Raw genomic sequence first — 26,206 nt, 5'->3', positions numbered from 1 at the left:
TCGAGGCGTAAGCGAGGCATCTACTGGGCAGGGGTAAAGAATAGCCCAAAAAACAGCAATGAGATTCCTTTGTAGCTGGAGGTCGGCCAATTTGGAGGAATTCGCAGGATATGAAAAAATTGTGCTTGGAGACTGACATGACTTTGTGATTACATAGTCAATAATCTAAAAATCGGTGATTATCCTGCCCCCAACCTCCTTCTGCAGGTCTTCTTCACGCGTCATGCGTGTTGGAAATGCTGTTTATGGGGCCGAATCAAGTCTCGTTTGCCTGATTCAAGGTGCTGGATTTCAACGAATTACGAATTTTAAGCAAAGTTGTAACGAGTTTGACGGCTCGCACCTGTCTAACTTGGTTAGCAACTGAACTCTTTACCCGCCACTCATATGAAAAAATCCCATCCGCAGCTCAATGTGTCTGAGCAGATGATGCACACTCTGCGCCATCGGCTGCGCGTGCCAGTGACGGTATTGATGATTGCTTCCAATCTGGCCTTTTCGCTGCAGAGCAATGGCGAGGTTTTGGTGAAGACCAACAGTGGCTCCAACACCTATCTTTCACCGACCATCGTTCTCCCGGGTGCCCATTATGCGGACAATGCCGAGCCTACGGCTTCGGACATCCTGCTGTTTAAGAACGACATCACAGCGGCCTCCACCTTCCGTATTTCCAACGTCGCCAACAGCACCCTGGCCGTGCAAGGGCTGCGGGTGTGGAATCCCGGCGGCATCATCACCCTGCAAAACAACGCCAGCCAGAGTCAGACCCTGCGTATCGGTTCGGCAGGGATTGACCTATCCCGTGCCACTCAAAACCTGGTGATCAACAACAACACTGGCGGTACCATGACGCTGGCGCTCGACAATGCCGGTGCAGCCACCTGGAGCGTGGCCCAGGGCCGCACCCTGCAGGTCGTATCCAACATCACGGGCACGGGCACCGGCCTGACCATCAATCCTGGCATCAACGGCCTCGGCGGCACCGTCAACCTTGGCGGGGCCAATACCTTTACCGGAGCCACCACCGTCAACAACTCGGCACTGATCCTGGACTACACCTCGACCGCCAATCGCATTGACAGCGGCAGCAGCCTCAACCTCAACCGTGGCACGGTGACCGTCCAGGGTGGGTCCACTTTCACCCAGGTGGTCAATGGCCTCAATCTCGGCTCTGGCCTCAATCAGGTCCTGCGCGGTGGCACCACCGCCAGCATCAGTGTCGGTGCCATCAACCGGCCGAACCAAAACGCCCTCCTCAATGTCAACTCCGCTGGCTTTTTCACCACCTCCCAGGCCAATGTGAACGGCATGCTGGGTGGCTGGGCCGTGTTCAATAACGCTGACTGGCTCGTCGGAAACACGGGTACACCCGCCGCTGCTTTGACGGCTTACACGGATCGCACAGGGGCCTGGACGGTGCCAGCCGCCACCAACAACGTGCGTGTCACAGGCGCGGTCACAGGAACCGTGGCTGCAGGCACCATCAATTCCCTGAAATTGAGTGCTGGGTCAACTTTCACTTTTGCCCAGGCCACAGGTGCCACCCTGAACATCGCTTCTGGAGGACTCCTGAAAACGGACAATTTTGCGACCACCATCTCGGGTGGCAACCTGACCGCCGGTGGCACCGCGAATAGCATCGCTGACAGCCTCTACATCTGGCAGACCCAGAACGTACTCACCATCACCTCCAACATCGTGAACAACGGTACGGATGTGGTCAATGTCGTGAAGGCTGGTGCCTCCGAACTGGTGCTCAACGGCACTTCTTCCACCTATACAGGCACGACGACGGTGGCCAACGGACGCCTGACCATCGGCAATACCGGTGCCATCAACAAAGCGGGCAACATTGAAATCTACGGCAACTCTGGCGCAGACAACACGGGCAGCCTTCGCTGGAACACTACCACCACCGACACCATCACCGGCAACATCACGGGTGCTGCGGGCACGGACACCAACCGTCATACCTTGCAGAAGCAGAACACCGGGGTTTTGATCCTCAATCCCACGGGCGCCAACACCTATTTTGGCAGCACCTTGATTGATGCTGGCGTCCTTCGTGCTGGCAAGGCCAATGCCTTTTCCGCCAATTCACGCTTTCAGTTTGCCAACGTGTCCGGGGCCACTTTGGACCTCGCGGGCTTTAACAACACCATCCGCGGCCTGGCTGGCGGCGGGACCACAGGCGGCAACGTCACCCTGGGTGCTGGCACCCTGACCCTCCAAAACCTGGAAAACGATCTTCTCAGCTACTCAGGCATCATCTCAGGCACGGGCGGCCTGATCAAGGAAGGTGCTGGCACCCAGACCTTCACGGCCAACCAAACTTTCACCGGTCCCCTCAGCGTCAATGAAGGCGTTTTGATCACCTCCGCACTTGCCACCACCAACGTGACAGTCAATGCAGGCGGCACCTTGCAGGCGGGCAACCTCACTTCCGCCACCTCCCTGAATATCAATGGCAACGGCCTCCTGCAGATGAAGGCCGGTGGCAACCTCGCTGCCTCCCCTACCGTTTCCCTGAATGGTGATGGCTCCACCCTTCAGTTGGCGGCCGGTGTCACCCAGAGTTTTGGCACCCTCACCAGCGCCGCAGGCAGCCGCATCCTCATCGGTGCTGGCACTTCGGATTCCAATCTGACCTTCGCCGACGATGTCGTTGGCACCACCAATGTCATCCGTGGCGTCATCGCCATGAGCGGCACTGCGGGCGCTGGTAAAGGCAACATCATCAAAACAGGCCGCACCAATTGGGAACTGGCTGGCGGCAACGCTTACAATGGCTCCACCACCGTCAATGGCGGTACCCTTAGCATCTCACCCTCTGCCCTGGTTGAAGTCCTGCCAGATCTCACCGCCCTCACCCTGGCCAATGCCGCTGGCGTCGGTCTGGATCTCAATGGCAAATCGGAAACGATCGGTTCCCTCAGCGGTGGCGGTGCATCCGGTGGCAATGTCAGCCTGGACGCAGGCAGGCTCACGGTGGGTGGCAACGGTGCCACCACGACCTACGCGGGGATCATTTCCGGCTCCGGCAGCCTGGTCAAAGCTGGCAACGGCATCATGACCCTCAGCGGTGCCAACACCTTCACAGGCGGTCTTGAAATCCAGCGCGGTACCCTCGTTCTCGCCCGCGCAGGTGGCAATACTCTCGCCAACAATGTGCCGGTGACTGTGAATGGCATGAATGCCCGCCTGGAAGTCAATACTTCCCAGATCATGGGTGCGCTCAATGCAGGCCCCGGCACCACCGTTAGCATCGCTTCGGGTGCCACTCTCACCACGACGCAGACGGCTACCGGCAGCGTCGTCCATTCTGGGACTTTGGATGCGGAAACCCGTGTCATCGAACTCACCAACATCAATGCAGCGGCCAATCTCCGCCCTGGCATGTCTGTCACTATTCCCGGCCTTACGGGCGTTTACATCACCCAGGTGCTCGCGGGCAATCAGATCCTGGTGAACAAAACGATTGGCGGAGATTTTACGAATATCCCTCTCACCTTCGGCACCGTCGGGGAAATGTCTGGCACACTTGAGGGCGAGGGCAACTGGACCAAAACAGGTGCAGGTCGTACCGTCCTTTCAGGTAACAACACCCTCAGTGGCACCATGACCATCGCCGAAGGTTCCCTCCAGGTTGGCGGCGTCACTTCCGGCGGCCGCAACTGGACCCAGAACATCATTGATGACGAGGCTTCCTTGGTCTTCAGCGACACCCTCTCCACCACTCTCGACTTCACCAACAACGTGGCTTCGGCCCTGCTTTTCGAGCGTATCGGCTCCATCGGTGGCGGTGTCAGCAACCTGAACACCGATTTGCCTCACTCGACGATCAACCTTTCGGGTGAAACCACTCACATGCTCCTGGCCGTGGGTGGAAACGATGCCACCACCACCTACAAAGGCAGCATTTTGGGCGGTGCGACTTCTGTGTTTGTCAAAGAGGGCAACGGCACCCTCACTTGGCAAAGTGATCGCCCAGGGGTCATGCAAGGCACTGTGAGAGTGGAGTCGGGCGGCTTGTCCGTCACGGGGGCTCAAGGACTGAACTCCGGTACCCGTCTCGCCATCAGCAATAAGCCGGGTGCTTATCTGGAACTTGCGACCGATATTTCCCAATCGGTCGTCTCCCTCGTCGGCGGTGGCCGTGGTGCGGTCACTACTTATGCCAACGGCGTCTTGGGCGCTCTCGGTGGTGCCTACCTCAGCGGCACCGACGGTGAAGTCCGCTTGGTGGATCTCGTAACCAGTGATTCCAACCTTCCCACTCTCACGCTGAGCAGCACGGCTGTAAATACCGTCCTCCGTTACGGTGGTGCCATCAAGGGAGATGGGAACATTACCAAAGAAGGCCCCAACATCATCGAACTGCTGGGCGACAACACCTACACGGGCTCTACCAACATCGTGGCTGCCTCCGGTAACAATACCAACAGCGTCATGCGCCTGGGGGCTTATGGCACCAGCTCCGGCGTTGGCATCCTGGCCTCCAGCGGCTTCGGCAGCCTGCCTGAGACCACTCGGCTTCGGCTGACTGCTGGCAACGACGGCACCGCCCGCAACGTGGCCTTTGACCTCAATGGAGCCAGCCAGACCGTTTCTTCTCTTTCTTCAGCCTTTGAAGTGGGTTCCCGCACCGTGTTCCTCCGTGGTGGCAGCCTAACGCTCAACGCCTTCGGCACAGACATCTCCAGCACCTTCAACGGTACCTTCGATGGCCCCGGCGAAGTCAATGTCCTCTCTACCCTTGACCCAGTGGGCGAAACGGATGGGTGGAGACTCACCGGTGACAGCAACCTCACCCAAACGGGTTCCTTCAATGTCCTGGGTGGCAAAGTCACTCTGGATCGGGCCGCTGGCACCCTGGGCGACGCCGTCAATGTCAAAGTCAACAACACCGGTGTCCTGGTGGCTCAGGAGTCGGATGTCATCGGCTCCCTTTCTGGCAATGGCAACGTGACCATCAACCTCGATCGCACCCTCACCATCAGTGCCGCTCCCGCAGGTGGCGTGGCCAGCAATCCCTGGACGGGTAACATCACGGGATTCGGCGGCCTCACACTGGCTACCGGCGGCAGCATCCGGCTCACCACCGCCCAAAGCTATCTGGGCAACACGACTCTCAATACCGGGTCCTCTTTGTACCTGGATTATGGCAGCACAGCGCCCCAAATCATCGCAGGCCCGCTCGTCCTCAATGGCGGTAACATCTACCTCAGCGGGTCTGCCGGGCAGACCATCGCCAACACCAGCATCCGCACCGGTGTGACGACCATCTCCACGCAGATCGGCACTGGCCCCAATGCCATGCTGCAGCTCAACAATATCACCCGCGATACAACCACACTTCCTAGTGGGATCAATCCAGGATCCGGCGGTGGGGTTCTTCAGATCCGCGGTGCCTCTGTCTCCACCTCGGCTGCAAACGTCAACGGCATCTTGGGCGGTTACGCCACCTACCATGCTGTGGATGGCGACGGTAATCCGGTCGTTTCCTGGGCCAAATCCAATGGGGCGGGCGTCGCCGTCAACGGCTTTACCGCCTTCACCACCGACCTTGAACAGGCCTCGAACAACAATTTGGACATCGTTGGCTCTGGCGACCTGTTCCTTCCTGGAAATGCGGGCTCCATCCGCTTCAACAATCCAACGGCGGTGAATCTCCTTCTTGAAAACTCCACCCGCATTCAGTCGGGCGGTCTGCTGGTGACTCCGAACGTGGGTTCCAACAATCTCCGCATCAGCAGCTTTGAAGAAGGCTTCTCCATTACCGGCGGCGATTCTGGCAACCAGGTGCGGCGTGAATTGATCGTTCATCAGCACAATACCCGCGGCACCCTCACCATTGATGTGCCCATCGTGGACAATGGCCAGGCAACCCGCCTCACCAAGGTCGGTCAGGGCAAGCTGATTCTCACCAAGCTCAACGGCTACAATGGCCAGACCAGCATCCTCGGAGGTGTTCTTGAACTCGGCGACTCTCCTCCTGGCCCCTCCCAGAGCAGAGGCAGCCTGGGCAACCCTAGCGGCAGCTTCGCCATCCAAAACTTCGGTTACCTTTCATTCAACCGGGGTGGGGCAAACGATATTTATGAAGTCAACAATGACATCATCGGTTCGGGCGTCATCCGCAAGTTGAACGTTGGTTCCGTGACTCTGCGTGGTTCCAATAGCAGCTACACCGGGCCCACTCAGGTGCTTGCTGGCAGGCTCTCTGTCGGCACCGATCGCGGTCTCGGCTCCACGGCCGGTCTCACCAGTGTGGCAGCCGCAGGCATTCTCGAACTGCGCGGCGTCAATTCCCTCGAAAGCGTGGTTCTCAATGGTGGCACCCTGGCTGCCGCAGTGGGGGCTTCCACACTCTCCGGCCCGCTTACCGTGACCACCAGCAGCACTCTGGAGGCCCCGAGCACGGGGGTGGACCTCATCCTGGCTGGACCTGTGACCACTTATCCAAATGCGACGATCACCACGGCTGGCAACGGACTCAGCGGGGGGAGAATCATCCTGACCAATCCCAACAACCAGATTGGCGATATCACTCTCGGCAGCCGCACCTCCCTGCAAATTGGCAACAACACGAATGGCTCTGTGGGTCGCGGTGTCATCACGACCGGAAACAACACCTCGGTCATTACCAACACCAGCAATGCCCAGCTCGTCCTAGGGGCCAAAATTACCGGCTCCGGTAATTACATCCAGGCGCGCAACACCATCGTGATGACGAGGGACAATGACTACACCGGCACCACCACCATCGGTGGCCAAGGGGCCGTGGGCATTCAAAACCTCTTTGCCACCCTGCGGGTGGGTGCCGATACCTACACAGGCTCCATCGGCACAGGGGACGTCACCATTCAGGCTGGCAACGGTGGTGAAAGCTGGCTGCGCTACCAATTGCTCAAGAGCGTCACCCTGGCCAACAACATCACCCTCAATCCTTATTTGGAAGGGACCTCTTTGCGGAATGCGGGCCTGAACCGTTTCAGCCTGGGTTCCTTGCAGCTCACCGGGACGATTACCGCCGGCCAGCACGGCATTGCGGATCAGCGCTCAGTCCTCCAGACCGAAGGCGGCGGCAAGCTGGTGCTCAGCGGCTTAATCCAGAACGGTGAAAACAACAGCATCAACATCAACAACAATGGCAACATGGTGTTCGCCAACCTGAATGAAGAGCTCAACCAGGAACTCTGGGGAGCCCTCGGCGGTGGTGGTGTTTATACCTTCCGCAGCGCTGGCAGCATCACTCTGAAGGGCATCAACACCTTCAATAGCAGCAACTACATCAAGAAGGGCACGCTGATCGTGGACAACAGTGCCAGTCAGGGTCTCAACGACGACAACGACTTCTACCTGAGCCGGAGCGCTCAGATCCACTTCAACTATGATGAAACCACCGGTCTCATCTCCACCATGCGCGGATCTCTCATCCGTCTGAATAATGGTGCCACCCTCACGCTTGATGATGCGGTGACAGTGGGCAATTTTGGTGACATCACGGGTGAGGGGACTCTGAACATCAGCGCCAATGGCGGCACCGCCTGGGTGGGACTCTTCGGCACCAACGACCTCAATACCCCTGCCAATATCGGCAGCACCAACCAGGTCACGACCGTCCGTGTCAACAGCCTGCCGATGACCGGCATGGTGAGTTCCCTGGGCACCAACTACAACATCAACCTCGGCGTTCTCAACGGCACGGGTGATACTCGTCTTGAATACATGGGCCTGGGTGAAACCACGGACCGTGGCATCAACCTCACCGGCGGTGCAGGCACCGTGCGCATCGCCGGCAGCGGCAAAAGCGCCCTCATCCTGGATGGCCCCATCACCATTACCAACCCAGGAAACAAGACCTTGATCCTGCATGGCCAGACGATTGGCAACACCGTCAATGGCCAGATTGATGAGGCAGGCAGCGTGCTGTCACTCGTCATTAACCCGGCTGTTTTCTTGGGCTCAGGCACTGGGAACAACGATATGTATGGCCTCGGCCGCTGGATCCTGACCAATGGCACGAACAACTTCAGTGGCAATGTCACCGTGGACTTGGGTGTGCTGGAACTGGCTGGCAACTTAGGCAACGGCACTGGCACCAGCAGTGTGTTCGGCGACCTGACCGCCACTCGCGAGATCTCGCTCGGCACGGGGAATTTTGACGGTCGTAAATTCGATGTGTTCAGCGGCGGTGATAACCTGGGTGCCGCCTCGGGCCTTGGCTCTACGGGTACCATCGTCTTTAACGACCCTAATGCAGGCACGGCCACCTTTAGCAGCCTGATCACCTTTATCCAGCCTTACAACAGCACCAACAACCCGGGCAACGGCGAGTTGGTCAACAATGGCAACAAGGTCCTCGTCTTTAATGGCACTTTTAAAGCCGGTAATGATGGCGGCCGTAACTGGATTCTGGATGGCACCAACACCGGGGCCAACACCATCAACGGGGTCATTTCTGACACTCTCAGCACAGGCAATTCGGTAGGCATTCTCAAGGAAGGCCCTGGAACCTGGAGACTGACAGGTGCCAACACCTACGAAGGCACCACCACGGTGGCCCGTGGCACGCTCGAAATCAACGGTGGTCTCGCCATCTTCGACAACGGCCTCATCAACCTTTCCAACGCTGGGTCTGACAACTCCTCTGTCGGTGGCTCCACCCTGCGAGTGTATCAGTCGGAAACCATCGGTTCCCTCCAGGGCACCATCGGTACCACGGTGGACATCGCCAGCGGCCAGGCGCTCACCCTTCGTGCGGCCTCCAACACTTTCAACGGGATCGTCACGGGTGGCGGCGGCATCGTCCGCACCAACAATGACACCAATGCGCGTGACATGACCTTCACCAACCGGAACACCTACACGGGGCCGACCCGGGTGATGACGAACACCACCAACCCGGTCATCAACCGCATCAACGTTTTGCATCTGGCCAACGGTGGCCAGGCTAGCGGCATTGGCGCTTCCTCGAATGAGGCTTCGAATCTGATCCTGGATTCCGGCACGGGCGGCGGCGGCTTGCGCTGGCTGGGCGTCAGAGATTTGGACGGAACCACCGATCGCCTCTTCACGTTGGGCGCAGGGGCAGGCGCGGGCGGCATCTGGGCAGACGGACAGGTGTTTGGCGACTTTGCACCTGCGATGAACTTTACCAACACGGGGGCCATCGCCTTCCTCACCTCCAATACCAACCAGACATTGACTCTGCGCGGTGGTACCGTTTCTGAAAACACCTTTGCCCCGCTGATTTCCAACAATGGAACAGGCATCACCTCCCTGACCAAGGCGGATGGCGGCATGTGGGTTCTGAACAACGCCAATACTTACTCTGGTACCACCACCATCAGCGGCGGTACCCTGGCCATTTCCAATGCAGGCGCTCTTGGCACCGGTGCCATTTCCCTGGCTGGCGGCGCGGGCACAGGTCTCCAGCTTCGTGGCGGGTTGACGATGAATCAGACCCTGACCAATACCGTCAGTGACGGCACTTTGGTCGCATCCACCGGAGCCAATACCTGGGCCGGCGGCCTGGTCTTTGGCGGCTCCAATGCCAACTTCCGTCTGGGCGTCGATGAAGGTGCCTCCCTGAACATCACGGGCATCATCAGCGGCAGCGTCGGCACTTCCCGCCTCATCAAGTTTGACCGCGGCACCCTCACCCTCAGCGGCAGCAACACCTTCACCGGCATCACCAACGTGGCTGGTGGGAGCATCGTTTTGAACTATGACACCACCGCTGGTGGCACCAATACCAGCAAGCTGGCCGATGGTGCCGCTCTGGAACTGGGCTTCTCTGGCGCAGGTGCAGGCATCACCACGGGTCTTGGGGCTGACAACGACGTCGGCGGCCAGACTTACCAGCCTGCGTTTGCAGGCGGCACCGTGGTCCTTTCTGGCGGCAGCCACACGGAAATCGTCTCCGCGACCACCCTGAACAACGGGGCCAACCGAGTCATCCGCAATGGCGGCTCCTCGGTGCTGCAGATGGGCACGATCACCCGTGCTGTTGCTAACGGCGTCAATGAATATGGCACCATTGACTTCAGCGCGGCTGGCATCGCCACCACCAATACGGTCAATACCTCGGGCGGCATCCTGGCCAATACTGGCACCAACACCGCCAGCGGGGCCTATGCCACCATTGACCGCACCAACTGGGCTGTCTCGGCCGCTTCGGGGACAAACATCGCCATCAATGCGCTCAGCACCTACACCGCGAATTCCTTTGCGGCGAATGCCAATACCGACATCACCTCCGCTTCGGTGAATGCAGCGGCCAATGCGGTAACGCACACCGTGCGTTTCAATACCAACAACGGCGGCGTCACCACCCTGAACTTGGCGGGCATCCTCTCCCTCGAAACAGGCGGTATCTTGGTGACCAAAAACGTCACGGATGACATCGTCATCGCTGGCTCTGCTGGCACCCTACGCCGTTCGGCCAATACGGGGAACCTGGACACCATCATTCATCACCATGGTTCTGGCTCGCTGAGCATCAATGCTATCATCGCGAACAATACCAATGCCCAGGCCCTGACCAAAACCGGTGCAGGACTCCTGGTGCTGAATGCGGCCAATACTTACACGGGCCGACTGAACATCCAGGAAGGCGTGGTCCAGATTGGTGACGGCACCGCTGCCACCAGTGCCGCACGTCTGGGGAACGGAAGCAACCCCATCAGCATGGCCGACGGCACCACCCTGCGCCTGAACGTGGCCAACTCCAGTCTTGAGTTTGCTGCGGGTGCTCTCAATGGCGGTGGCCTCCTGCATCTGGCAGCTACCAACCAGTCCATCTTCACCCTGTCGGGAGACAGTGGCAACTGGGTGGGCGACATCCTGGTCCAGGGCGGTACCCTCCGCATCCGTGGCAACAACAACGCCCTCGGCAGCATCCGTGGTATCACCACCATTGAGGCAGGCGGTCGTCTGGACATCAATGGTTCCGGGCAGAACTTCGCAGACCGCATTGTTCTGAAGCAGGGTGCTCTTTTCACCGTCACCAACAACGGTGCCACCAATTCCAATGCCACCATCTCTGGGGTGATGACGCTGCAAAACACCACGACAGCGGGTGTGAACTTCAATGTGGGCACCACTCAGGCACTGACTATCAGCGCGCCTATCCGCACGACCAATGGCTTCACCAAGTCTGGCAACGGCATCCTGACTCTCAGCGCCAACCAGATGGTCGGATTCCTGGATGGGGCCGCCGCCGGTTCCACCACGCCGAATTCCAACCCACTTTTGATGGGTCAGATCATCGTCGCTGCGGGTGAGCTCCGCGTCGGCAACGCCCGCGCTTTGGGAGCCACAGGGCTGGGCAATGAAACCATCGTCCAGTCCGGTGCCACCATTGACCTTCGCGGCAACTCTCTCAATTACGCGGATGATCCTACCACCTCTCGCGAAGTCATCCGCGTCAGTGGTTCTGGCGTCAACAACGTGGGTGCCCTGAAAAATACCAGTGGCCTCGGGGTCGTCTCCAGCGTGGTTTTCGAGGGCAACACCACCTTGAGCGGTGGCGGTTTTGTCAACAGTTCCAGGCTCGTCGTGGCTCCGTTCGACATCAATCCCAATGTCGGCTCCAACCTGCCAGGTAACCTCACCCGGGTGGAAGCCGTGATCGAAGGCAACAATGCCAACCTGACCATCGTCGGCAGCTCCACTGCCAACGATGCCAACGGTGTCGGTGTCACCTTCCGCGATCCTAAATTCAACAGCCCGCTGAGCTCCATCGACATCCGTGAGAGCACCTTCCGCATCGAGGAAGAGGCAGGCTCCGATGCCACCTTCAATGGCCTTACCAACGCCAACATCACCAATGGCATCACCATTGGTTATGGCGGCGCCACTCTGGCCGACCATACCAACTCCACCCTCGGAGTCGGCCCAAACATCGGCGCACGTCTGAACTTTTATCGTAGCTGGAACACCAGCCACAGCGTCAACATCACCATGGACGGCGTGCGCGCTAAATCCAACCAGGGTGTAAACTACATTGACGTGGGCAACGATGCCACCATCCCGAACCCCCGCACCTACCTCACCGGCCAGATCAATCTCCTCGGCGATGCGGACCGCAACGTGTTCCACATTGATGGCAGCGCCATTCAGCAGACGCTGGGAGAGCAGGGCAACCTCACCGGCACCATCCAGTCCAAGCTGGTGGTCAATGGCCAGATCGTTGGCTCCGGCGGCTTCACCAAAACCGGGGCACGTGAACTGCGCCTCACGGGCAACAACACCTTCACCGGCAGTGTCAATGTCCTGCGTTTCATCACAGCGGCTGTGGCCTGGCAGGACAATCTGACCAACATCAACGGGGTGGACTACCAGACCCTGGGGGATGCTGAAGCCTGGGCTGAGTGGGGTGTCACGCTCTCCGGTTCCAATGGCCGTCTTTCCGGCACGAACAGCATCAACCTTCAGCGTCGTGGTCTGATCACGCTCGACAACACCAACCGCCTGGATGCCAGCAGCGGCGCAGGTGTGGTGGGCGGCAACAACAATGACCGCATCAATGACGCCGCCAGCATCAACTTCGATCATGGCTGGCTGAAGATCATCGGTGGTACCACCAACAATAGTGAGTCCCTGGCCACGACGGGCGGCGCACGCATCAATGTCAACTCGGGCACCAACATCCTCGACATCATGCCCACGGATGGTGCCAATACGGCCATCTCGCTGACCATTGGCGAAATCAGCCGCAGTGCCGGTTCCGTTCTTCAGTTCAACAACCTTGATTCCACCTCGAAGTTCGGCACCACCAGCACTCCTGAAAGCGTCCGCATCACGTTGAATAACATTGGCGGCCTCACCCAGGTGGGCAACGGTGTCGGCACCACGGACAAGAGTGTCATCATCGGCCTGCTGGGCGGCATCATGCCGCATGAATACCTCAGCGACATCCGTCTCCTGAGCTTCAACAACGGCGGTGCTTCGGATTACCTCAACCAGGGCCGCAACCAGCAGTTCATCACCGCATCCCACTTCATGACCTATGACGCGGCCACGAAAATTCTGCGTCCGCTCGATGACTCCGAATACTACGTGCCTGCCAATGGGCTGATTGACAATGTCGCAGGCGGTGCTGCTGGCAAAAACGTCAACCTTTCCGATGCGTTCACCATCGTGCGTGACAACACGGCCATCAATGCCCTGCGTTTCGGTGCCCTGGCTGATAACAATGGCGATGGAGCCACCGCCCCCATCAACGACCGCACCACCCTCACCAGCTACGTGGATGGCAACCCCATCCAGATGTATGTGGATGGCACGCTGACCATCAATTCTGGCATGATCAGCAGCGCTTCCTTCACCACAGGAAACAGCAGCAACCTGGCGACCATTATCGCCGGTGGCACGCTGAATTTTGGCAATCGTGAAGCGATCATCAACAACCAGAACGCCATGATCCGCACCTCGGACGGTATCGTGGCCACGGCCAACTTCGAAATCCGCTCCACCATCGCGGGCACAGGCGGTCTCCTGAAGACGGGCATCGCCCAGGTCGTGCTGGATGGCAGCAATACTTACTCAGGTGTCACCACCATCAACAACGGCACCCTCTTCCTCCGCAGTGGCCGTCAGGGCCTCGGCGCAGGTGGCGCGGGGAACGGTGTGGTCATCGAAGGAAACGGCTCCCTGAACACGGGCGGCGGTCTCCAGGTGGGCACCCCCACAGCTTATGAGAACATCCTGGTCAAGGCTCTTCAGGCCAACCAGTACGTCATGCGTGTCGATAACGACCTGACCAACTGGTACACTAATCTGGTCATTGATAACGTGGACGCCGCAGGCCAGGTCCTCTTCGCCCCGCTGGTGCGCACCGACGGCTCGGCCACCGCCATCATCAATGGCAACATCTATGGTGGCTCCACCGCTGTCACCAGTGACGTCTCCGCGATTGACCCCCGTCTTGTCCAGTTTGAGATGGGCGGCAGCAACACCATGATCTTCCGTGGCCAGTTTGGTGACCGTGGAGATGTCAATGGCAATGCGGTGCCTATCGCCGACCGCATTTCCACCCTGCCGACCGTGGCGGGCGTGCGCACCAATGAAAACGAAGTGCTTCGCGTGCAACTCGCCGGGACGACGGAAGGGAATTTCGTCTATGATAAGCAGTACAACGCCGCTGGTCGTCTGACGGTGATCCAGGGCAACATGATCGTGAATTACGATCCGAACGATCCGGCCCGCGACGGCAGTGGTTTCTGGACAGACACCGCCATCTCCAAGATCCCGAATGCGGACTCCACCACCACTTCCTTTGCGACCAACGGCAGCACCAGCCAGCAGGGCTTTATTCTGGGCAACGCCAACAATTCTCAGAGCTCCCTCTTGATGACCAAGCCAGGCCAGATTTTCAACATGGCCTCCTGGAGCACGGCGGGTTCAGGGATCAAATGGATCGGTGGCACAAACGAGTCGGGTGAGGTTCGTTTCGGCAGTTCCACCGCCACTGGCACCCTCTCCATTGGCGGCACGGCTGTGCGCCTCTATGCCAATGCAGGTGGCACGGTGGTCTTTGACCAACGTCTGATAAACAACCCTGGAACCTTCCCAGACAACCTAGGCTTCATGAAAGTGGGCCGTGGCACCGTCATTCTGCAGAGTTCCACCAATGCAACGGCCTCGGATGCCAGCTTTGAAATCGCCGGTGGCAGGCTGGTGCTGGATCACAGCGGTCAGAACGTCGCCCGAGTGGGTGCAGATAACGCACGCTTCAGCGGCGGTGTTGTGCATGCCCTGGCGAATCTGGCGGCCAACAGCACCGTCAATTATGCCGTCACCAGCAATACCAACCGCGTGCTTCAGCTTCGCGCAGGCACCACGGAACTTATTGCCGAAGGCCGCAGCACCCGCAGCATGACGGTGAACGTGGGTAACGCGAATGCGAACAACAACCGCTCCAACCTCACCCGCGACATAGGTTCGACTGTGAACTTTGTGGAGGCCATCACTGGCAATGGCAACGGCATCATTTCCCTGAATTTCAACAACTTCACGAATGCCGCCGTCAAGAACCGCATTATCTCCTGGGCCACCTACGGCAACACGGCCCGCGAGGCCCTCGACTTCGCCATGGCCGATGCTGGTGCCTCCAACCGTGTCAAGGCCATCAGCCGCGTGGCTGGGGAGTATCTGAATGACGTCAGCGCCTGGAATACAGGCATGGATGTTTCTGAAAACGGCGGTGTCGGCTTCTATGGCAGCCTCACGGGTAGCAAGATCCTCAACACGGTCCGTTTTGATACGATGGCAGACAGCCTCGTCACTATCGGCAGTGGGCAGACCCTGACGCTCTCGGGCGACGGCGTAGCCGGCGGCATCCTCGTTAGCAGCAACACCGGAGCTGCGAACAAGACCATCAATGGCGGCTCCATCGCCGCCTTCAGCACCAGCTACACGGGCGGCACCACGGTGAACAGCAACGTCATCACCAACGTTTCCTCCACAGCAAACCTGGTGGTGGGCATGCCTGTCACAGGCAATGGGATTCCTGCTGGAGCCTTCATCACCGCCATCAATGGCAACTCAATCACGATCTCCGCCAATGCCACCGTGACGAGCGCCTCCGTGCCCATCGTCACCAGCACGCCTGAAATCATCGTTCATCAGTATGGCAAAGGCACGCTGACCATCGGCTCCACCATCACGGGCAACAGCAGCCTGACGGTCGCGGGTCCAGCCACCACTTCTCCAGATCAGTTCGGCACCACCGGAGTTGTAAAGCTCACGGGCAACAACACCTACACGGGCAAGACCTTCGTAACCGGTGCGGTGCTGGAAATTTCCGATACCCTCGCCCTCGGTCAAAATCCGACCAACTTTGCCAACAGCCAGCTCACCCTGAATGGCGGCACCCTCCGCTGGACGGGTGGCACGGGCAGCCTCGACAACCGTGGCGTCGCCCTTCATGGCGGCGGTGGAGTCATTGATGTGGTCAATTCCACGGGCAATCTCGTCATCGGCAATGCCCTGAACAGCGCCCAATCCTCTCTGGTTTCCCAAGAAATCTTCCGGGGCGATCTTATCAAAATGGGCGCTGGCTCCCTCACCCTGCTGGGCAACAACAGCAACTTCCAGGGGCTGATGGATGTGCGCCAGGGCAGCCTGATCCTGATGTCTGACGCAGGCAACAACAACGCTGGCACCACCTCCGTGCTGGGCTCCAACCGTTCCTGGGCCGATGGCACCATCCTTCGTTCGGGCACCAACATCCAGCTCTTCCTGGGCAATGGCAACAACGGTGGCGACTGGACGATGGACGAGTTCTTCACCTTTGAAGGCGGAAACACTTTCACCTACGGCGGCCTCATCGACATCAATGGCATTTTTGCAAATACCCTCAATGGCCAGCAGTTCAATCTCGGCAACCGCCGTCCGCTGAACCTCAACGGCATCCTTGATATCAAGGGCACTACCACCTTCGATGTCGTCCCCAATGCCGTCCTGCGTCTGAACAACGGCGCTGGCTACCTCACGGGCTCGGGCGACATTGTCAAAGACGGCCAGGGCCGCATGGAGTTCCGCGCCAACGTTCCTGATTGGACGGGCAACCTGGTGATCAAACAGGGCCTCGTTTACGCCGCCAACCAGGCCGACGTGCTTGGCTCCGGTTACGCTTCCGGCAAGACCATCACCCTCGGCAGTGACGACCGCCAGGGCACTGCCGAACTCCTCATCCTCAGCCCGGACACAAACAACCAGGGCTTTGAGTTCGATATCAACCACGACATCAACGTGGTTTACAACCCAGCGCAGACCAAACGCCTCGGCATTGATGGCATCGCCAATGGAAACAAGGTCAGCTACAACGGTGACATCACCCTCAATGACAGCCTCATCCTGCTGATCCGCGATACCAACGTCGCCGTCGGCGGTGAGCAGTCCTACGTGAACTTCAATGGCAGCTTCCGCGATGGCACCACCACCAGCGGTAATCTTGTGGTGCAGACGGATGATGCTGACGGCACCCTCAACAACAACAATCCGCCTCCTAATGGTCGCAGCGTCGGTTACGTCGTGCTCAATGGCGACAACAGCGAATGGACGGGCGATATCACTATCGGCACCAATCAGGTTTACAATCATGACACCACGGCTGTCCTCCGCCTGGGCAACGCGAAGGCTCTGACAGCGGCCAATGACGTGACGATGAATTTCAACTCCATCCTCCAGGCGGGTGGGCAGAATGTCACCATCGGCAGCCTCACCACCCAGGGGGGCAACGGGGCCTTCTATGGCGAAGCAGGCACGATTTCCTCCACGAACGTCGGCAGCTCCGAAATCATCGAAAACGCCGCCTCCACGGCCGCCACGCTGACCATCGCCCAGTCCACCCCGGTCACCTATGAGGCTTCTTGGGATGCTTTCTTCCGCGATGGCACGCTCAACAGCCAGTTCTTTGCCCCAGGTGCAAACACAGAGCAGAAGAGCGCCTCACTCAGCCTGACTAAGGCTGGCAACGGCTGGGCTACGCTGACTCTGGACAATGACTACTCCGGTGCCACGGAAGTTCTGGGCGGCATTCTCCAGGTTGGCCGCAATGGCATCGGTGATACGGGTGTCAGCCCAAATGGAACCAACACTCTGCTGAAGACCACCGTGATGAGTGGTGCCACCATCGCAGGCACAGGCATCGTTCAGGGCGGGCTTACCCTGAACTCGGGTGCCACCCTCAGCCCAGGTGACAATGGCGGCAAGGCCATCGGCACCCTCTCCGTCAGCGGCAATGCTATCTTCAGCGGTGGGTCCAATACGCTGCTCCAGTTGCGCAATGCCTCCTACAACAATCCGAACGCCCTCACGGTCTCGGATGACAATTATGGCTTCTGGAAGAACACTGTCACCAGCGACGAATTCTCCTCGGCCTTGGATAACCTCGTTACCACTTCCCAGCATGACATGCTGGTGGCCACCGGCCAAATCAACTGGGGTGCGGGCTCGACCATCACACTTCAGAATGATGGTTACACCCCGAAGGCAGGGGACATCTTCCGCCTGATCAAAGGCGCCAGCTACGCTGGAATTATCAATGTCGGTTCAGAAACCCGCAAAGGTGGGGAAACCGGCGCAGATCTCGCGGGTCTGGATCTCATCCTGTTCGCTCTTGGCGGCAACTTGCTCTGGGATGTCAGCCTCTTTAATGAGCATGGCATCTTGATGGTGGTGGAAGCCGATGTGGACATCCAGTCAATCAACCGCCCAGTGTTTGTGGAAGAACCCACATCCAATCACAACCAGGCCAACAAACTGGCTCCAGGCACTTCGGTGACCTTGTCGGGCAAGGCGGATTCCGATGGTGACCCAGCAAAGCTGAAATATCAGTGGAACCGCAACGGGGCAGCCGTCGAAGGAGCCACCTCACGGATCTACACCTTCTCAGCAAGCTTCAGCACGCAAGGTGTTTACACGCTGACGGCGGCCAACGAAGGCGGTTCCATTACGGCGGTCACAAGCATCAATGTCCTGGTGGAGTCTCTCCCTGACATTAGAAACATCGCAGCCGTGAATCCTGTCGCTCCTGGTGGCAGTCGCTCATTCACGGTCAGTGTGGATGGTGAAGCCATCAAACCCGATGGTTCGGCGGGTTTCCTTTACCAGTGGTACAAAGATGATGTCGCCATCGAAGGCGCCACCAACGTGAATCTGATTCTGTCAAACATCACCGAGGCGGATGAAGGCTTCTACTACATCGTGGTGACCAACATCGCGGGTAGTGACACCAGCAACGAAGTCTTCGTGGATGTCGTGGATCCAGTCACCAACGTGATCGCCACCGTCAATCCGACCGACACCTACACAGGCCAGACCATCACCTTCAGCTCCAGCTTCGAAGGCGAAGGCAGCATCAGCTACCAGTGGAGAAGGAACAACACGCCGATCACGGGGGCCACGGCTGCCACCTATACCCTGCCGAATGTCCAGGCGATCTCTGCGGGCGACTACTCCGTTGTCGTCACCTCCCGGGTGGATAACTCGGTGGCCAGCACTGCGACCAGCAACACCATCAGCCTGAATCTCAAGAACCCTCTGCCACAGATCAACAGCCTGCCTCTGTCCCAGACCGTTCTGGCGGGTCAGCCGATCGATCTGAAAGTCACGGCTCAGGGACTTCCGATGCTGCGCTACACCTGGAGGCGTAACAACGTTGTGGTGGCCAGCGCCACCACCGCGAGTGTGCTGATCTCCCCGCTGGATACCAACACCACCGTGGCCCAGGGCGGCACCTACATCGTCGAAGTGGCGAACACCGCCGGCAAAGTCAGCAACACTGCCACCCCAGCCGAGGTGGTCGTGGTGGACAGCAGCACGCTTGACCTCCCCGTGGCCGTCGGAGCCGCCGCTACCTTCACCGCCCGCGTGGGTGCAGGACCCAAGACCCCGCTCACCTACAAGTGGATGCGCTTTGCCACCCGCCCAGTCGTCATCGGCCCAGGTCCTGATGAAATGGAAGGCACTGAGGACGATGAAATGGGCACCGAGGAATACGAAGTGCCGATTGATGCCTCCCGCGTTACCGGCATCACCAGCCGCATCATGAAGATCACCAAAACCTCCCTCGACGGCGTGACCGGTGATGACAATGGCATCTACCGCTGTGAGATCAAAGGCCCGGTGGGAGATCCAGTGATCGGCAGCGGTTATGACCTCCGAGTCTTCAATGCCGCTCCTCAGTTCACCGATGCATTCACCTTCCCAGATGGTCTCATCGGCCGTGATTACCTCTTCACTGTGCCCTTCAATACCGCAGACCGCGCCAGGTCTCCGGACAAGATCACCGCTGCCGGCCTGCCTCCTGGCCTGAAGATCGATCCGATCTCCGGCAGGATCACCGGCAAGCCTACCGCCACCAAGGTGGGTGGCTACAAGGTGACGATCACGCTGGCCAACAAGTTTGGCAAGGTGACCTCCGCCCCAGGCACGCTCATCGTCAATGACCTGACCCAGACCATCCCTGGAGCCTGGGTGGGCATTGTGGACCGCAACCCAGATCTCGGTGGCAACCTAGGCGGTCGTGTGGACCTCACCGTCACCACGAAGTCCACCTTCACTGGCAAGCTGATCCTGGGAGCCACCACCTACAGCTTTGCTGGCCCTCTGAATGTGAATGGCACGGCTCCTACCGGCACCGTCTTCATCAAGCGCACGGGCAATCCGCTGCCTGATCCGCTTCGTCTGGACTTTGAGCTGGATCCCGGCAACAACACCATCACCTCCGGCACCATTACCGACGGCTACACCACGGTGAACTTTGATGGCTGGCGCCAGTCCTTCAGCAAGACGGTTACAGCCTCCACATATACGGGGTATTACACCATGGCGGTGGGTCTCAGCGATGACAGCCCGTTGATCGTGAATGGTGGCACGCCGAATGTGCCCCAGGGTGCAGGTTACGCGGCCTTCACCGTCGCGTTGGATGGCAAGCTGAGCATGGCCGGCAAGCTGGCGGATGGCGAAACCTTCACCAATGCTACCTTCGTGGGGCCGAATGGTGAACTCGCCGTCTTCCAATACCTCTACAGGGCTGTGAAGCCCGGCGGTTCCATTCTGGGTCAGTTCGAAATCGATGACAAACAAGATGTCGACTCGCTGAACTCGAACAACACCGTGTCAGGCTCCGCCACTTGGGTGCGCCCGGCTGGTAAGCTGACCGACCGCACCTTCCGCGCAGGCTTCGGCATCGTGGGTGCGCCGATCAGCACCCCGGTGGTCGTTGTGGCCAGCGGCGGTCGCTACAATGCACCTGTGGGAACCTTGGTCTTGGACATCCCAGAGCCTCTGGTCCCTGAGTACAATACCACGGTGGACTTCTTCAATGGGGGGGACCTGGGCTTCGCTTACAATGCTTCCGAAACGGATCTTGTGTCCATGGACCCAGACCGGGACTTTGCCCTCATCAAGGGCAGCAAGTTCACCATCTTTAAGGGAGATGTGGCTGACAATGACACCAAAACGGCCGTCAGTGCCGTGGCGAAGACGGGCCTGGTCTCTGGTTCCTTCACCACACGCGACTTCAATCCGCGCTTCCCGATGAAGCCTGATTTTGTGGTTCGTTCAGTGAAGTTCCAGGGCATCATCATCCGCGAAGAAGGCCAGTTGATCGGCGTGGGGTATTTCCTCCTGCCACAGCTTCCAAACGCGGCTGCCGGCACCACGGACAAGACCTCGCCGATTTTCTCCGGCCGGTTCATCCTGGAAGAACTGCGTTAAACTAGAACCTTTTGGGAAAGGCCGTCTGTGAAAGCAGACGGCCTTTTTCATGTCGTTTTCCCCGCATTCGTGCGAGGGTAAGAGGGAACTCCCTAGTTGACCGACGTGACCTCATTTCGGGTTGCGGGCCCCTATTTTCCTTGAGCGTGAGGCGGTGCAGGCAACCCACGCTTGCACCGGGCATCATTCTTGCTCCCTTCGAGACTGCTAAACCACAAACACACTCCTAAATGCCCGTCGCCACCCCTGCCCAATACCGTGCCATGCTCGATGCCGCCCAGAAAGGCGGTTACGCCTACCCGGCCATCAATGTCACCTCCCTGCCCACCATCAACGGTGCGCTGAAGGCCTTTGCCGAATCGAAGTCGGACGGCATTATCCAGGTTTCCACCGGCGGCGGTGAGTTTGCCTCCGGCACTGCCGTGAAAGACATGGCCCTGGGTGCCATCGTGCTGGCGGAAGCCGTGCACATCCTGGCTGAGAAATACGATGTCCTCATCGCTCTCCATACCGACCATTGCCATCCGAAGAACGTCGAGAAGTTCCTGAAGCCCCTTTTGGCTGCCACCAAGGCCCGTCGCGATGCAGGCAAAGGCAACCTCTTCAACAGCCACATGTTCGATGGTTCCGAGCTGCCCCTCGAAGAGAACATGCGCATCTCCAAGGAGCTGCTGCAGCAGTGTGCAGAGCTGGACATCATCCTCGAGATCGAAGCCGGTGTGGTCGGTGGTGAGGAAGACGGCCATGACACCTCGGGTGTGGCCAATGACAAGCTCTACACCACCCCCGAAGACATGCTGACCGTCTATGAGACGCTCAATGGCGTGGGGCGTTTCATGTTCGCCGCCACCTTTGGCAACGTCCATGGCGCTTACAAGCCAGGTGCCGTGAAGCTGAAGCCGACCATCCTCAAGGATGGCCAGGCCGCCGTCATCGGCAAGTATGGTGAGAAGGCAGAGATGGACCTCGTGTTCCACGGCGGCAGCGGCACCCCGCTGGAAGAGATCCGCGAAACTCTCGGTTACGGCGTCATCAAGATGAACATTGATACGGACACCCAGTATGCCTTCACCCGCCCCATCGTAGGCCACATCATGAAGAACTATGATGGCGTGCTGAAGATCGACGGCGAAGTGGGCGACAAAAAAGCCTACGACCCACGCGGTTACCTCAAGAAGGGCGAACAGGGCCTCTGCGAACGCATGAAGGAAGCCTGCGACGACCTCCTGAGCACGGGTAACACCATCTTCGGCAAGGTTTAAACCTTCCTGAATTGCTCAAAAGCCGGGTGGAGATCTCTCCACCCGGCTTTTTTTGCTATTGGGTCTGGCGGAGGAGCGCTCACTCCTCCTGCTGGTGCTCAGCCAGATCAATGGCTCGCCATCAGGTCCTCGATTTCGTCGGCCTCGATGGGGATGCTGGCCATGAGGTCGGTGTTGCGGTCGCTGCCGATGAGGAGGTTGTTTTCCAGGCGGATGCCCAGGCCCTCTTCGCGGATGTAGATGCCGGGCTCCACAGTGAAGACCATGCCCGCCTGGATGGGTTTCCAGGTTTGGCCCACATCGTGCACATCAATGCCCAGATGATGGCTGGTGCCGTGGGGGAAGTACTTCTTGTAGAGAGGCCGGTCGGGATCCTGCTTCTCCACATCGTCCCGATCCAGCAGCCCCAGGCCGATGAGCTCGGAGGTCATCACCTTGCCCACTTCCTCCTGGAATTCACGGATGAGCACCCCGGGGCGGAGCATCTGCGAAGCCTCCCGAAACACCTTCAGCACCGCCGCATACACCTGGCACTGACGCGCGGTAAAACGACCATTCACCGGGATGGTGCGGGTGAGGTCGGCATTGTAGTTCGCATAGTTGGCAGCTACATCCAGCAGCAGCATCTCCCCGTCCTTGCACTGGCAGTGATTGGTGATGTAGTGCAGCACGCAGGCATTGGCCCCGCTGGCGATGATGGGCGTGTAGGCAAAACCACGGGCGCGCTGGCGGATGAACTCGTGAGAAAGCTCCGCCTCGATTTCAAACTCATGCACGCCCGGTTTAACAAACTTTAACAAACGGTGAAAGCCCGCCTCCGTGATACGGATGGCCTCCTGCAGCGCCTCGATTTCTGCCGCCTGCTTCACGCTGCGAAGGTCGTGCATCAGTGGCGCCAACCGTCGGTAATCATGGAGCGGGTATTCACGCAGGCAGCGATGGGTAAAGCGTGTCTCCCGCGTCTCCGTCGGGATGGTGGCACGCGGATGCTCGTTCGAGTTCAGATACACCTGCTGTGCCTGGCACATGACTTGGCGGAAGGGTGTTTCAAACTCGTGAAGCCAATGCACCCGGGCAATGCCGGAGCGGCTGGTGGCAGCCTCCTTGGTCAGCTTCTCACCTTCCCAGAGGGCGATGTGTTCATTGGTCTCCCTAACAAAAAGCATCTCGCGCATTTTCTCATCAGGTGCATCCGGGAATAGCACCAGGATGCTCTCCTCCTGGTCAATGCCGCTGAGGTAGTAGAGATCGCTGTTTTGGACAAAGCCCAGAGTGCCGTCGGCATTGGTGGGCAGCACATCGTTCGAGTGCAGGATCACCACGGAGCCTGGGGGCAATTGTTTGTAAAGACGCTGGCGATTGCTGACAAAGAGGTCGGCGGGAAGAGGTGTGTAGCGCATGAATTTCGGAGATATTCTGGCACGTCATGACCGCTGCGCCAAGCAAACTAGCCAGATCTCAACGAGACAGGAAGTGGTGTGGAGGGTGTCTTTCTTAAGCCAGCAGGCCGTGCAGGATCTCGCCATGCACATCCGTGAGTCGAAAGTCGCGCCCCTGGAACTTGAAGGTCAGCTTCTCATGGTCCAGCCCTAGCAAGTGTAGTAGGGTGGCATGGATGTCATGCACGTGGGCCTTCTGCTCCACGCCATCAAAGCCGAGTTCATCCGTCTTGCCGTAGGTCTGCCCCGGTTTGATGCCGCCGCCGGCGAACCACATGGTGAAGGCATCAATGTGATGATTCCGTCCCGTTTTATCGCGGTTTTCTCCCATGGGGGTGCGGCCAAATTCACCCCCCCAGACCACTAGGGTTTCCTCCAGCATGCCGCGAGATTTGAGGTCATGGATCAGCGCAGCGCAGCCCTGATCCACCTGGTGCACCACCTTTGGGAAGTCATCTTCCAGCGTCTCGCCCTTGCCGCCATGGCTATCCCAGTTCGTGTGGTAAAGCTGCACAAAGCGAACGCCGCGCTCCACCAGGCGACGGGCTAACAAACAGTTGCGTGCGAAAGACGGCTGCGAGGGGTCCACTCCGTAGAGATCCAGCGTGGCCTTGGATTCACCCTGGATGTCGATCAGCTCCGGAGCGCTGGATTGCATGCGATAGGCCATTTCATAGGCATTGATGCGAGTCTGGATCTCGTCGTCACCCGTGGCCACCAGCCGTTTCATGTTCATGTCCCGCACGGCATCGATGACGCGGCGCTGGCTGCGCGCGTCCACACTTGCAGGGGTGGTCAGATTGAGGATTGGCTCCCCCTGACTGCGCAGTGGCACGCCTTGATAGGTAGTAGGCAAAAAGCCGCTGCCCCAGTTCACCGCACCGCCACGTGGCCCACGCGGCCCGCTTTGCAGGACGACGAATCCGGGTAGATCGCTGGAGTCGCTGCCGATGCCGTAGGTCACCCAGGAGCCCATGCTGGGCCGCCCAAACTGGCCGCTGCCCGTATTCATGAACAGCTTCGCTGGGGCGTGGTTAAAAAGCGTGGTCTGGCAGGTGGTCACCACGCTGATGTCATCCACGATGCCCGCCGTATAGGGCAGCATATCGCTCACCCAGGTGCCGCTTTGCCCGTGTTGTTTGAATTCCTTGCGTGTGCCCAGCAGTTTCACCCCATGGCTGCTGCCCATGAAGGCGAAGCGTTTCCCCTCGATGTAACTGGGCGGAATGGGCTGGCCGTTGAGCTTTTGCAGCACGGGCTTGTAGTCGAACAGTTCGAGCTGTGACGGCCCGCCGGCCATGAACAGGAAGATGACGTTTTTCGCCTTCGCCGGGTGGTTGCCGCGCACGGGGACTCCGGGCCCAGCCTGGGCTGCGGCGGCACTGGCCGCGCTGAGTCCCCGCTCTGCCATCAGCGAAGCCAGCGCCACGCTGCCGATTCCCATGCCACATTGGCTGAAAAAATGGCGGCGGGTGGCCTGGAGCAGGGCATCGGGGGCAGGGGGCATAGGACTTCCCATTTACGTTGGAAGGTGGGGCGTTGTTTCCTGCGGGCTGTCTTTTGCTCTCGCCAGACGCAAAACAGCCCGTGAAAAATCACGGGCTGTCAAGACGGTCACATCCAGCAAAAACCGGATGAGAAAGGGGCCTTATTTAGGCATCAGCACGGTGTCGATCACGTGGATCACGCCATTGCTTGCGGCAATGTCGGTCTTCACCACGTTGGCCTTGTCAATCGTGACCTTGCCGTCAGCGACCTTGAGGGTGGCTTCCTTGCCATTCACAGTTTTGACGTCTCCAGATTTGACATCGGCTGCCATGACTTTGCCCGCCACGACGTGGTAGGTGAGGATGGCAGTGAGTTTTTCCTTGTTCTCAGGCTTCAATAGATCTTCGAGAGCGCCCGCAGGCAGTTTGGCGAAGGCTTCGTCCGTTGGGGCAAAGACTGTGAATGGGCCTTCACCGCTGAGGGTTTCCACCAGGCCCGCAGCCTTCACGGCAGCGACGAGGGTATTGAACTGGCCTGCACCTGCGGCCACGCCGACGATGGTCTTGTCATCGGCGGCACGGGCCTGGGTGGTGATGCCAGTGACGGCCATGGCAAGGATGGTGGCGAATAGGGATAATGTTTTCATGAATGAGTTTGGATGGTTTGTAAATCAGAGGTGCTATACAGCTCCCTCCGCCATCAAAAACGCAGCTCACCTTCTTTTGGCGCTGGTGTTTAATTTTTTATATTCACTGCCCTTCGGCATCCGCAAACTTCGAC

5 protein-coding genes are annotated in these 26,206 nt (G+C 58.9%); 2 read left to right on the top strand and 3 right to left on the bottom strand.

The genetic code is table 11. The features are described from left to right. The first annotated feature begins 387 nt into the window (after positions 1 to 387). The gene (locus tag ABEB25_RS08965) at positions 388 to 21,237 is read left to right on the top strand and encodes a beta strand repeat-containing protein (RefSeq protein WP_345736046.1); all 20,850 of its coding nucleotides are present in this window, start codon (positions 388 to 390) and stop codon (positions 21,235 to 21,237) included. A gap of 230 nt (positions 21,238 to 21,467) precedes the next feature. Continuing rightward, a complete protein-coding gene (gene fbaA / locus ABEB25_RS08960; RefSeq protein WP_184210076.1) occupies positions 21,468 to 22,499 on the top strand; it encodes a class II fructose-bisphosphate aldolase in 1,032 nt (343 codons plus the stop codon). Between the two features lie 107 nt (positions 22,500 to 22,606). Here the strand turns inward: fbaA and ABEB25_RS08955 are convergent, their stop codons facing one another. The 3 genes from ABEB25_RS08955 to ABEB25_RS08945 form a co-directional block, all read right to left on the bottom strand. After that, the gene (locus tag ABEB25_RS08955) at positions 22,607 to 23,899 is read right to left on the bottom strand and encodes an aminopeptidase P N-terminal domain-containing protein (RefSeq protein ID WP_345736045.1); all 1,293 of its coding nucleotides are present in this window, start codon (positions 23,897 to 23,899) and stop codon (positions 22,607 to 22,609) included. A gap of 94 nt (positions 23,900 to 23,993) precedes the next feature. Next, on the bottom strand, positions 23,994 to 25,445 hold the full coding sequence (locus tag ABEB25_RS08950) for a DUF1501 domain-containing protein (protein ID WP_345736044.1): 1,452 nt from the start codon (positions 25,443 to 25,445) through the stop codon (positions 23,994 to 23,996). A 141-nt stretch (positions 25,446 to 25,586) separates the two neighbouring features. Then, positions 25,587 to 26,072 (bottom strand): fasciclin domain-containing protein, encoded by a 486-nt coding sequence (locus ABEB25_RS08945; protein WP_425572005.1) that lies wholly within the window; start codon positions 26,070 to 26,072, stop codon positions 25,587 to 25,589. Between the last annotated feature and the right edge of the window lie 134 nt (positions 26,073 to 26,206).

Source organism: Prosthecobacter algae, from assembly GCF_039542385.1.
GTDB classification, from domain to species: Bacteria; Verrucomicrobiota; Verrucomicrobiia; order Verrucomicrobiales; family Verrucomicrobiaceae; genus Prosthecobacter; species Prosthecobacter algae.
This window is presented reverse-complemented; position numbering and strand designations above follow the sequence as displayed.